The organism is Klebsiella sp. MPUS7 (assembly GCF_009905335.1).
Taxonomy (GTDB): domain Bacteria; phylum Pseudomonadota; class Gammaproteobacteria; order Enterobacterales; family Enterobacteriaceae; genus Klebsiella; species Klebsiella grimontii.
On sequence record NZ_CP047604.1, the window covers coordinates 2,755,979 to 2,769,135 of the forward strand.

Here is a 13,157-nt window from a genome sequence, read left to right on the forward strand (position 1 = left end):
TTATGAATCCCTGAAAAACGGCGAGACGCCAAAATACCGATAATGGTGAATTGAAAATGATAACTATTTCTAATTGCGCTGCTACCCGAAACGGGTTTATTTCCACCTGTTTCGGGTAGCGGGGCGCTTATTGGGCTGAATGGCGATAACGCTCAATGGCGAGCGCCGTCAGGCGCTTTTTATCTACCTTGCCGACGGCGGTGAGCGGCCAGTGGGTCAGAAACTCAATTTGATCGGGAATCTTCCACGCGCTGATCCCCATTTGGACCAGCTTTTGACGCAGCTGTTGATAGTCAGAGGGAGTGCGTTGCGCGATGATAAACGCGCATATCCGCTCGCCAAGCAGCGTATCCGGCGCGGCGACCACGGCGCAATCCTTTACGTCTTCCAGACGCATCAGTACCGATTCCACTTCCGCAGCGGCTATTTTCTCTCCGGCGCGGTTGATCTGCTCTTTTATGCGCCCCTCAACGTGCAGATTTCCCGCCTCATCGAGCCTGACATTGTCGCCAGTACGGTAAAATCCTTGAGCAGTAAAGGCCCGCGCATTGTGCTCGGGAGCGCGATAATAGCCCGTAATAGTATAAGGACCGCGCGTTAATAACTGTCCCGTTTCGCCAGGCGCAACGTCGTTTTCCTCTTCGTCAACGACGCGAATTTCATCCAGGGGAGACATAGGGCGCCCCTGGCTGTGAAGAACGGTGGCCAGAGGATCGTCCAACCGGGTAAAGCAGAGCAGGCCTTCCGCCATACCGAATACCTGTTGCAGGGGACAATCAAACGTCGAGATAACCTGCTCAGCAAGCGTTGGGTCAAGCCGGGCGCCGCCCACCTGAATGACGCGTAGCGAAGAGAGATCGCTGTCTTCCCACTCTCTGGCCTGCACCCAGAGCTGCGCCAGCGCCGGTACCAGGGCGACATGTGTCACGCCTTGTTCAGCGATTAAAGGCATCACCTCATCGCAGCTGCCGCTGTCGGTTAATACCACCTTTCCGCCGCAGGCAAGGGTTCCCAGAATACCGGGACAGGCCAGCGGAAAGTTATGCGCCACGGGGAGGACGGCGAGATACACGCTCTGTGGATTAAGGCCGCACAGTTCGGCAGAGGCGCTGAAGTTATAGCTATAGTCAGCGTGCCGTCGCGGGATAAGCTTTGGCGTCCCGGTGGTGCCGCCTGAGAGCAGCAGCAGCGCGGTGGCGCCAGCATCGGGCTGCGGCCACGTCTGCCGTTCGCCGCGCAGCGAGAAGAGCGGCGTAAAATCGTCGCCTTCGGTCTCACTTGCGACCAGAACTTGCCGCAGGCAGGCGTGTTTGCGCGCCATCTGGCGGGCCAGGTCCGCGTGGCTTTCTCCGTGAATCACATAAGCGGCCGGTTGCGCCAGCGCCATCAGCGCGTCGATATCCAGCGCCCGCTGCGAGGGCATCGCCAGAACAGGGATAACGCCCAGTCTTAACAGCGCGAACAGCAGGATCACAAATGCGTTGCCGTTGGGGAGCTGGATAAGCACATGTTCTCCTGGATGTAAACCCAGCGATGATAACCCCGCAGCAAGCTCATCGACCTGAAGATCGAGCGCGCTGTAGGTCAGCGAGTCTTTGGCATCAACGACAGCAATTCGCGAGGGATAGCGAGCCGCCCAGTGGCGCAGCTGTTCAGCAATGGGGAAGGGATACTGTTTTATCAGAGAATCAAAGGAAGAGTGCATGCGTCACCTTTCTGAAGTGCAGGACCGATTTTGCAAAGCGGCCGTCGCAGAAAATACGTGGGGAAAATGGTGAATAATCTGCGTAAAAAAGACCCTGGATTGTTGCAGCAGATAAAAATGGTCGCCGTCAATCACCACCTCGCCTGCGATGTGGTTCAGCCACGGACGCCAGGCCTCCATCTCCGGCCAGGAGGCTTCACGATCGCGGCTGCCGCATACCAGCAGCGCAGGCGTGCGCAGCGGCGGGAAATCGTCGAGCGAGTCGTAGTGATAGTGCTCAGTAGCGTAAAAATCAGCGCGCAGAAGAGGAAGAAATAGCGACAGTAGCTCCTTGTTTTCCTGTAGTTCAGGCGAACATCCGCCGATATCGATCAGTTCAGCGATAAAGTCGGCATCCTCGCGGTCGCTGAGCCTGCGCCGGGAATGCAGATGAGGGGCATGGCAGCCGGAAATAATCAGCCCTTGTGGGGGAAGACCCCGTTGTTCCAGAAGCCGGCAGGTTTCAAACGCCACCTGCGCGCCCATGCTGTGCCCGGCAAGTAAAAGCGGGGCGTCAGGCAATACGCTTTCTTCCAGTTCGTCCGCCAGCAGCGACGCCAGTTGCGTAATGCTGCTGAGCGGCGCCAGATGGCGCAGGCGATCGCGTCCCGGCCAGGTCACCAGGGAAAGCGCGATCTCCGCCATGGGGTGGTCTCGCCAGCGGCGAAACGCGCTACTGCTGCCGCCCGCGAAGGGGCACATCACCAGATGCGCCGTACTGGCGTTGCGGGCGGGCCATAACGGAATACACATCGCAGATTGCATCACAGGGACTCCTCATCGTGGCGGTAGAAAGCCGGTAACCGGTCGTGACGCGGCGGCGTCAGATGTCGGATCTCCGCATGGCCGGTCTTACGTAAAATCTGCTGCCATAAATGTGATAACGCGAGCTGATGAGCGGAGTGGCAGGCCGCCGGCAGATTTCCGCCCGCCAGATAGCTGCGCAGCTGTTGTAGCAACCTGCCGACCCCCTCCGGTCCGGCGGTTTCACAGCAATCACGCCAGCTCAGGGGAGCCGCGCTGCGCGTCTGACCCGGCGGGTCGCGCAGGATCTCCGGCCTGCGGTAGAGACTACGAACATTCGCCTGATGTTCTGCGACAAACAGGCTGGATGACCAGACCACGGGGCCGTAGCTTGCCTCCAGCGAAAGATGACCTTCCGGCCAGCCCAGCAGCAAACGGTGCATAATCAGGCTGTGCATATCAGGATCGTCAGGATCGAGATAGCGCTGAAGCAGCAGACAGGCTTCTCCCGCCGGCCAGAAAAGTCTCAGACAATGAAAGTCGCTAAAGCTACCGACCACTTCACAAGCCACGCTGGCGGCATCAACCTCTAGCGCCAGCAACAACAAATCCAGCGTGGAGTAGAGCAACTGTCGGCTGGTGGTGGCGTGGACAACCGACGGCGCCTGACCCAGGCTGCGACGTAAGCGCTGCGCATCCCCGAGCCAGACGCGACCCGCACGCGCGTGCGGATAAAACGTGTTGACCCAATAGCAGCGGCCCCGTTCCTGCGCCAGCGCTTGTAAAGAACGGACGTCATCCGGATGGAGGGGATGCTCCTGAATCACGTGCACGCCGCGGGTCAAAAAGTGCCGGGCAAGCTGGGTTCCGCTCCCGCCGGCGACGGTTGAGCGCACGACGATACAGGCAATATCCGGCATCTCGGCGATCTGTTCCGGCGAGGTATACAGCGGGATTCCAAACGCATAGGCCAGTTCTCTCGATCGCGCGCTTCCCTGTGACAGAAGACCAACCAGTTCCAGCCCCTCCTGGGACTGCATAAAGGCGTTGAGGTACATTTCGCCAAATTTAGCGCCCACAATCAGTACGCGTAGCTTAGGGGCGGCGGACGACATCATAACGTGTTCTCCGGTTGCGTTGAGGTTGCGCCGAGCCAGCGCTTGATATGCTGCGCACAGGTCTGAACGTGGGGGGGCTCCAGCATGATTTGCCAATGGCTGGCTTTAATCGCATGGCTGTCGGCGCGGTCTATCCAGGTTTGCCACTCGGTTTCCGCTGGCGTCCAGCGCGCGGGTCTCATCGCGGCATGCACGATGAGACAGGGGAGCGGAACGGTTTCGTCCAGCGTATGCTCGGTCAGTAAGCGCAGCAGATGCGCGATGTTGTCGATCCACGCTTCCGCCGCCTGTAGCGTCAGGTTTTGCGCCATCATTCCGGCCGTTCTGGCAAGGTCGATAAAATCGGCAAGCTGGCGGTCGGGCGTCAGCCGATCGAAATGTTCCGGCAGCGCCAGCGGCGTATCGCCTTCGGCTAACAGCCGCAGCAATGCCGTCCGGTTTGCGCAACGAAAATCCTGTCGACACACGGGATCGATTAACGCGAGCCGTACCTGCTCGCCTTTAGCATCCAGGCGCTGCGCGGCGCCCGCCGCAAGAAAAGCGCCATACGACCAACCCGCCAGCGCATAAGGGCCGTGCGGCTGCTGGCGGCGGATACTCGCAACATACTCATCGATCATTCGATCAAGCGTGGCAAAACGCTGCGGCGATTTTGCCTGCAGGCCGAAAACGGGCATATTCAGCGCGCTGGCGAGCGGCAGCCAGGCGCTGATATCGCCGTCTGAAGCATGGAAAACAAACAACGTTTCGTCGCCACCGCCCTGGCAAATGGGCACAGGATTCTCCTCTCCCGACGAACAGGCCTGCAGATGGGCGCAGAAGTCGCTGAGCGTTGAATGGGTGAACAGATCCTGAAGGCTGGCGCTGGCAATCCCTCTGCGGTTCAACTGCGCGACCATCCTTGTCGCCATCAGGCTGTCGCCGCCCAGCGCGAAAAAGTCGTGATGTCTGGCCACGGGGCGAGACAGCAGCGTTTGCCAGAGTTCAGCGACCTGTTTTTCCAGCGCCGGATCGCCTCCGGCGATCGGTGTCGATTCAGCTGGCGCAATCTGCGCGTCAGGCGGGGCCGATAGCGGAGTAAATAACGCTTCTCTCTGCCGGATCTGCAACGCGGGCAGGGTGGCGCCAAAACGCTGCTGCAGATAGCGGCTCACGGCTGCTTTAGCCGGGCGATTCACCCCAGGCGAACGTGCGACCAACAGATGCTGGCGCAGCGGCGATGATTCCTGCTCCGGCCAGGCCAGCTCGTTGGCAAAACCGGCCTGCACAAGCACTTCCTGCCACGCCGAACGGGTGAGCATAGGTTTTTCATCCCGGCGGCGGAAATCGCGGTATCCGCTTAACCCTTCGATAAAACCGACGCTCGCCAGCTGGAATACGCTGTTTCGTTCCGTCGCTTCAACGATCAGCAAGCGTCCGCCGGCTTTCAGCAACCGCTTTAATCGGCGCAACGATTGTACGACATGGCTGGCGTCGTGAAGCACGTTGACGGCAATAATCAGGTCGTAACCCGCCTCCGGGTGGGCGGTAAAATCCAGCGGCTGGTTGATATCGAATAAGGCGTAAGACACCCGCGATTCATCATGGAAACGGGTTTGGGCGTCGTTGAGGAACTGCGCGGAGACATCCGTGAAGTGGTATGACAGCCGCGTGTTTCGCGTGGCCTTCAGCACCGGTTCCGCGGTGGCCGCGGTTCCGGCGCCCACCTCGAGGATCCGTTCTGCGCCGCAAAGAGCGGCAATCTGCGCGGTATAGCGATTCAGACAAGCGCTGGCGGGGTTTTCGCGATACAGCGCCTCGGTTACGCGCAACGACTCGTTGAACAGCAGTTCCAGCGGCGAACACTGCCCGGAGAAGAGGTCGTCGTGCCGGGCGATGCAGGCGTCCAGATACTGCGCCAGCGCCTGGCTCCAGTGGGTCTGCGGGCACGCTTCGTGAGGCTCGGGAATGTCGCTGAGCGGAATGCGGCAGCGCCAGCTATCCCCCTCGCGCACTAACCATTCCCTTTCCGCCAGACACTGCAGCCACTGGCGTAGCAGGCGCCGGTGTGACGCTTGCGCGCCCAGCGCCTCTACTATTTCGCCAAATGGGTGGGCAACCTCCGGCGTGGTGAACAGACGGTGGCGATGTAGCGTGGCGGCGATCCCCTGCAGCGCACGCGCCTCCAGCCAGCGCCAGGTCGCTTCCAGCTCGTCAAGTTGCGTCTGTTCAGGCAACGGCAGCGCCAGTGAGGCGAGATCGTGCTCATCATGTAACGGCGCTGAGGGCGGTGGATCCTCGGTCACAACAATATCCAGGGTTAACGCGCCATTTTCGCTAAGTTCCGCTCTGGCCTGTTGGATGCCGGGGTATTCCTGCGCCGCTTGCTCAATATCCCGCAGATCGTAGTCCGTCTGCGCGTTCAGCGGCCAGCGGCGGCGGGGAATGTGTTCGGCAATGCCGCTGTCAATGGTCTTCAGGCCTTCAGGGTTGGCAATGGCGGCCTGCAGGATGGCGCAGTAGTCATTAAACATCGCTTCAGCCGCGCCCGGTTCCAGCACGTTGTCCATGCAATACCAGCTAAACGTCAACGCGCCATCGCTCTCCATCACCTGATGATCCAGCCAGACCTGCGGCGTTTGCGTAAAGACATAGCAGGGTTCACCGAACAGATGACTCATTGCCCGGTCGATAGCCATTCCTTCCAGCGTCATCCCCAGCATGCTGGTAAACACCACCGGCATCAGCGGTTGACGCTGGGATCCGCGCTGGCGCCCCAGCTCGCGGATCGCCTCAACGCCGTTCACTTCGCTGTGCGCCATGTTTTGCCAGAGACGCTGCTGGGTCCGTTGCATCTGCTCCTGCAGCGTTAGCGGCGTTGAGAAGTTAAAATCAACCAGCGTGACGGAGGTAAAATCCCCGATCAACTGGTTGATTTGCGGGTGGATCGGTTGGCGATTAAAGAACGTCAGGTTCAGCGTAAATGCCGTGGTACGACTCCAACGCTCAAGGGTGGCGGCAAACAGCGTGAGCAGCGCGGCGGAGGGGGTGAGGCCCTGCTGCTGCCAGCGTTGTTTCACCGCCTGCCACTCTTGCTTATCAAGCGTCGAAGTAAACGTGGTGAAGTGCGGGGTTTCCGGCGGAGTCTCCACCACCGGCAGTTCCGGCGCTGAAGGCAGTTGCGGTAGTTTTTCCTGCCAGTAATCCCAGGCATCGTGCCATGCTGTTGTTTGTCGGCGCGCCTGTTCAGCCATCACGTAATCGCGGAAGGTGATATCGAGCGGTGGCAGCGTTTCTCCGCGCCAGACCTGGGCTAAATCGTCCATCATGACTTTGAAGCTCTGCACATCGAACTGCAGAAGATCGAGGTTCATGTGCAGGCGGTAGCGGCAATCATCGATTTCGCTGACCACCAGCTCAAAGAGCGGCCACTGGTCGGCAGGTAAAACGCGATAGCTCAGTTCATGGCGCCGTTTTTCCAGCGCCTGGCGCTGCTCTTGCGGGGAAAGCGCGCGCAGATCGTCGCGCGGGATACGATACGTCGGGGTTGTCGCCAGAACGCGCTGTTGTCCATCGGCATCCACCACCATCCGCAGCATATCGTGGCGGGCAATGAGCTGGTTCCATGCTTTCTCCAGTACGGCGAGATCGAACTCATCGTGGCGTTTATCCCATTCAAACAGCACGTGACAGGCAACGCCGCCATAGCCAATAAGATGGGTTCTGCCCAACCAGTAGGCATGCTGAATCGGCGTCAACGGGAAGGGCGCGTAACGCTCAGCGGCATCGTGCTGCAACGCTTCCGGCGGCGATACGGCAGGCGCCGTCTCTGCCTGAGAGCAGATAAGCTGCGTGAGCCCGTGCGGCGAGAGATCCTGCCACGCCCGTTCCGCGTTGATGCGTACACCCAGGTCATGTTGAATATCGCTGCTGAGTTCAAGAAAGAGCAGCGAGTCCATTCCCAGCTGTAACAGATCCTGATCTGCGTTCAGCGAAGCAGGATCGTTCAGTCTTAGCTGAACCGCAATGCGGTTTTTCAGCCATGTCATCACCGCCGCTTTATCGCTGATGCTACCGTGAAAAGCATACTTATCAGCGGGAGGCGCTGCCGTAGTCGCGGCGTGTTCTGTTACTGCGGCGTTAAACAGAGCCTGCTGCAGCGGGGGCATTTTGTCGGTGAAAACGCGCATGGCCAGTCGCCAGGCGGCGCCGCGCATCACCGCTTGTTCAAGGTGCCAGCGCCCCTCGGCATCGCTTAACGCGCCCATGCCGCGATCGGCAAGGGTCGTCAGCATCTCCGTCGTAGCCGCCCGGCCGCTTTCTCCCCATGCGCCCCAGGCGATGGAGAGCACTTTCGGCGTATCAAGTGAGGAGAACTGCTGGGCGAGTCCGTCAAGATAACCGCAGGCCAGCGCATGGGCGCTCTGGCCAGGCGCGCCGAGGGCGGCGGCAGCGGACGAGTAGAGAATCAGATAACGGGCGTCGTGGTTGCCCAGCGTCTGTAACAGCTGGCTTGCCGCCTGCGCTTTGACCGCGAAAACGGCGGCCAGCTGGTGGTCATCGAGTTCCTGCAAGGGCCCATCAGCCAATACGCCAGCGGTATGAATCGCTCCGGCAATGCCGCCGCTGGTCGCCAGCTCATCAAGAACACGGGCCAGCTCTCCGGCATCACCCACATCACAACGGCAGACGCGAATCTCCACGTCCGCTGTGTCGCCTGGCCATGACGCATCCACGCGCGGCGCCAGTAGCGCGATGCGGCGCGCCCCTTTTTCTCTGAGCCAGTTTACGGCAAGGCGGCCCAGTCCGCCAAACGCCCCGGTCACCAGATGCCAGCGGTTATCGCCGGCAAACACCTTCGCCGGTAATTCGGCGGCGTATCCCGCATTGGGCGCCAGCGAAGGGAGCCAGAAGCCGTTATTCCGGGCGGCAAGCCAGCGTTGTGACAATGAAACAACGCTCAATCCCTGACGCAGCGTTTCCCATGGCGTGTTTTCGGCCAGATCGATGGCGGCAATCAACCGTTCCGGCTGTTCATTGGCCGCGACGCGAAGCATAGCCCACAACGCGTGATGGGCCGCTGATAGCGCCTCATTTTCCTTGATTCGCCACGCGCGGCGGGTGACGACAATCAAGCCGCCTGGGCTGGCGGTGAGCGCCTCCTTCATCTGCGTCGCTAACGCCAGCGTCTCCTCGCTCTCATCGACAATCATCAGGACAGAAGGAGCTTGCGGATCGTGAAGAATGCCGTATTGCGCCAGCGCCTCTTCGCGCGCAAGGGTACCGGCGCTGAAGCGGAATGCCAGCGGGCGGCTATTGCAGTCAATACTGAGGGACCTCCAGCGCCAATGATAATGCGTCTGCGGCGCAGGAACAGGCGCGTCGGGCGCCAGCGGCAGCCACTTGCCGTCTGGATGACGGGCTTCCACGCGCATCTCGCCGCGGGAAAAGGCTGCGTTTCGCCAGCTTAAGCGCACCTCCCTCAGCCATTGCGGGGCGGTAACGAGGGGCGGTTTCATGGGGGAATCGTCGCCGTGCCGCGCGGAGAGCCGCCGCCAGGCCTCCTGCCAGCGGGCGGTAAACCGTTCCGGCTGACCTGCGCAATCGGACCAGTCGGCGAGATAATCAGGGTTATCCGGCAACGGCTGTTCCAGCGCGGGTTCTGATGACGCGGACGCCCCCTGGCCGGGCAGGGTGGCGAGAATGATATGTTCGCTCATAGCGGCGGTCGGGCTGCCGTCCTGCGGTAGCCACGCCACTTTGCTGAATCCGGCGCGGCGGCACTGCTGCTGCCACTGATGGGGGGTGAGGAAGAGCTCGCCTTCTCGGGCGTCGATATCCTGTAGCGGGAGGACCAGCGGGCCGAAAACGAAATCAAACAGACGCATTGGCTGGGTGATTTCTCGCATCAGCAGGCGCCCGCCTGGCTTGAGCAAGGGACGCAGATTATCAAGGGTTCGACCGATATGGCGCGTGGCATGGATCACGTTAGCCGCGACGATAAGATCGAAAGACTGCGCCGCAAAGCCCTGAGACTGCGCCTCTTGTTCGAGATCCAGCTCGTCGTAATGGACAAAGTCATAGTCGGCGAATTTCTGCTGCGCGCGGCGGGTGAACAGCGCGGAGATATCGGTGAAGTGGTACTCCAGCGCCGGTACGTTTTTGAGTTCCGGAAGCAGCCATGCGGTGGTGCCGCCGGTTCCGCCGCCGACTTCAAGAATGCGCAGCGGCTGATGGGGCTGACGCGCCTGGACGATACCCCGTAGTACCCCGGCGGCAATCTGGTTGAAATAGCGGCCAAAGCTGAATTCCTGATACAGCACCTCTACACCGTCGGAAGCGCCTTGTGGGAAGATAATTGCCACCGGCTCTTCCGCGCCGCTCATCATGTCGTATAACCGATCGCCGGCACGGGCGATGGTATCGGGGATAGCCTGATAACCTTCACAATAATCGGCGAGTTCCGTCAGCAGGATTTCCCGCTGCTGATGTTCAATGGGGCGGGCGCGGTAGTAGCGTCCCTCAGCGCAGCGGTAATCGCCGTCGACCACGCAGTTATTTAGCAGGCGCTGAAGCAGCTGCTGGTAGCGGGGCATCAGTCGTCCATGGCGCATAATGGTGATGGCGTCCACGCCGTTATCTATCGCATCGCCCGTACAGCGTTGTACCAGCCGATCGACATAGATGGCGTGCAGTCGCGTGGCGCACTGTTTAAGCGCCTCCAGACGGGGGAGTTCGAGCGCTGTCGCGGCGCTGCTGGCTACCTCGAGTCCAGCGGCAAACACAGCATCGGCTGGCTCGCAGGCGGAGGTGGCGGGTTCTTTCCAGTAACGCTCGGTCGCAAACGGATAGCATGGCGCGGAGATACGTTGCCCATCGCCTGCGAGAAGAGCGGCCCACGGTAAGGTGACGCCGGCCGCGTAAAGCTGGAGAAGCGCCTGATTCAGGACCGCGCTCGCCTCCTGGTTACGCCGGGCGCTGGCTATCCAGTAAGCGTCATCGCGGTATTCGCGCTGTCCGGAGGCAATCAGCTGGGCGTCGGGCCCCATTTCAACAAAAACGCGGGCGCCGAGCTTGCGCGCCGCCTGAATACTCTGAATAAAACGTACCGGCTGGCGCATATGGCGGCGCCAGTAATCCGCCTGGTTGAGCGTCGCCTCGTCAATGACTTCGGCGGTAAGCGTGGAAATCAGCGGTATTTGCCCCGGCTCGGCGAGCAGACCCGCGCAGGCCTCCTGGAAGCGATCGAGTATTGGTTCAAGTAAAGCGGAGTGCGCCGCGCCGGTTACGCGCAGGCGACGATAGTCGATCTCATGTTGCGAAAGCGCGGCGCAAAACTCCGCGATACGGGCTTCCGGCCCGGAAAAGACCGTATGCCGGGTGCCGTTGTTGGCGGCGAGATCCAGCTCGAACTGACGGGCCAACGGCATCAACGCCTCTTCTTGCGCAAATACCGCCACCATCGCGCCGCTTGCGCACAGCTGCATCAGCGCGCCGCGCCGACATACCAGCGGCATGACCTGCTCAATGGTATAGTGTCCGCAGACAACGGCAGCGGCAAATTCGCCGACGGAGTGACCCATGGCGAAGTCGGCCTTCAGTCCTTCAGCGCGCCAGTGGGCCGCCATCGCGATTTCGAACGCGACAATCGCCGGCTGGGCCCAGGCCATATTGTCAAGCTGCGCTGAATCGGGATTAAACATCGCTTCCCGTAGCGAAGGCGTGAGCATGTCGCGACAGGCGCTAAAACAGCGCTCCAGCGTATCGGCAAACGCCGTTGAGTGCAGGTACAGAGACTGACCCATAGTGCGCCAGTGCGAACCCTGCCCGGTAAACAGCCACACCTGTTTGCCGCTGGCGCCGTGGCCGCTATAGACCGGCGAATCCGATTTCGCGCCAGCCCAGGCGCTGAGCGCGGCTGCGGTGTCATGATTTAATGGCGCCGCCAGGCGGAAGGGAAGATCGAGACGGCGCGCGCGTAATGCCGTGAAGGCCAGATTGTTGGCATCCGCGTTCTCCCTCAGCGCCGCGGCATAGTCCGCTGCCAGCTGCCGCAACGCGGTGTCGCTGGCAGCGCTGAGCAACAGCGCGGAACTCTTGCTGCCGTCATCCGCGGCGGGGTAGCTTATGTTGAGTTCGTCGGGCAGCGAAGCGACGATCATATGGCAGTTGGTGCCGCCAATACCGAAGGAGGAGACGCCCGCGTAGCGCACTTCGTCCTGCCACTCCTGCGCCGTCACCGGCACGGTAAAGGGGCTTTCCTCGAGCTTAAGCGCCGGGTTTGGCGTGTGAAAATTCAGCATTGGCGGAATTTTTCCGCGACTGACCGCCAGAACGGTTTTCAGCAGTCCGGCAATGCCCGCCGCGGTATCCAGGTGACCAACGTTGCTCTTCACGGAACCCAGCGCGCAGCGCTGTTGCGGCGGGCGGGGAGCGTAGACGTTGCGCAGGGCTTCTATTTCAATCGCGTCTCCCAGCGGCGTGCCGGTTCCGTGGGTTTCAATGTAGCCGATCTGCCTGTCGTCGATGGCCGCCAGCATTAACGCCTCTTCGATGACCGCTTGCTGTCCTGCCACCGACGGCGCGGTATAACCCACTTTTCTGTTTCCGTCGTTGTTGACCGCGCTGGAGAGGATCACCGCGATAATCGGATCGCCTGACAGCAGCGCGTCCTTCAGGCGACGCAGCACCACGCAGCCGAGACCGTTGCCGGCCCAGGTGCCCTCTGCCGAGGCGTCAAAAGGGCGACAGTGGCCATCGGGAGAGAAAATCATCCCGGGCTGGTAGCGGTAACCCGCCTGCTGGGGGAAGGAGAGCGCCACGCCGCCGGCTACCGCCATATCGGATTCGCCTGCGCGCAGGCTTTCGCAGGCCAGATGGACCGCAACCAGCGAACTGGAGCAGGCGGTCTGTACCGATAACGCCGGGCCGTGCAGATTGAGTTTGTAGGCAGCTCGGGTGGCTATATAGTCCTTGTCATTGCCCATCAGAGACTGCAGGCCCTTGACCTGAGCGACCTCTGTCACGTTCAGGGCTTCGCGGCCGGGATAGGTGCTCATCCGCGAAGAGGCGAAAACCCCGGTCTTATGGGGGACGGCGCCCGGGGCGTAACCTGCATGCTCCAGCGCATGCCAGACCGCCTGTAAAAACAGGCGCTGCTGGGGATCTATCGACTCCGCTTCCTGCCGCGAATAGCCAAACAGGGTGGCATCGAAGCAGTCAGCGTTGTCTAAAACCGTTCCAATATTGACGTAACAAGGATCGTCAATAATGGCGCTATCCAGCCCGGCGGCCAGAAGCGCTTCGCGCGTAAAGCGTCGGCTGCATTCGCGGCCTTCCAGCAGGTTTCGCCAGAAGGTTTCGCCATCCGGCGCTTCAGGAAAATGGCAGGCGTAGCCGATGACTGCGACTGGTTCGCAGTCCGGGTAGCGTTGAGCGATCGATGCATCAATGGAATCTTCTGTTGGCGCAGAAGAGAAGCGCAAGTTATCCATAATCGGTCCCGTTTCCTAAAATTGACAAAGTCAGTGGCGCGCCATGCGTTGGCGATGGCGTCCGGGAAAAGTCAGTTT

Annotated in this window: 4 protein-coding genes; all 4 read right to left on the minus strand. The window is 60.8% G+C overall.

The features are described 5' to 3' along the window. Positions 1-127 precede the first annotated feature (127 nt). From ybtE to irp1, 4 genes are read right to left on the minus strand one after another with little or no spacing between them, the layout of a single operon-like run. Positions 128-1,705, minus strand: a complete 1,578-nt coding sequence (gene ybtE, locus GUC22_RS12995) for a yersiniabactin biosynthesis salycil-AMP ligase YbtE (protein ID WP_049085282.1) — start codon at positions 1,703-1,705, stop codon at positions 128-130. A 3-nt stretch (positions 1,706-1,708) separates the two neighbouring features. Next, the gene (locus GUC22_RS13000; RefSeq protein WP_049085281.1) at positions 1,709-2,512 is read right to left on the minus strand and encodes a thioesterase II family protein; all 804 of its coding nucleotides are present in this window, start codon (positions 2,510-2,512) and stop codon (positions 1,709-1,711) included. After that, on the minus strand, positions 2,509-3,606 hold the full coding sequence (locus GUC22_RS13005) for a thiazolinyl imide reductase (protein WP_004136996.1): 1,098 nt from the start codon (positions 3,604-3,606) through the stop codon (positions 2,509-2,511). Before GUC22_RS13005 ends, GUC22_RS13000 begins: the two co-directional genes overlap by 4 nt. Next, a complete protein-coding gene (gene irp1 / locus GUC22_RS13010) occupies positions 3,603-13,079 on the minus strand; it encodes a yersiniabactin polyketide synthase HMWP1 (RefSeq protein WP_160183556.1) in 9,477 nt (3,158 codons plus the stop codon). The genes GUC22_RS13005 and irp1 overlap by 4 nt, the downstream gene beginning before the upstream one ends. Positions 13,080-13,157: the final 78 nt, after the last annotated feature.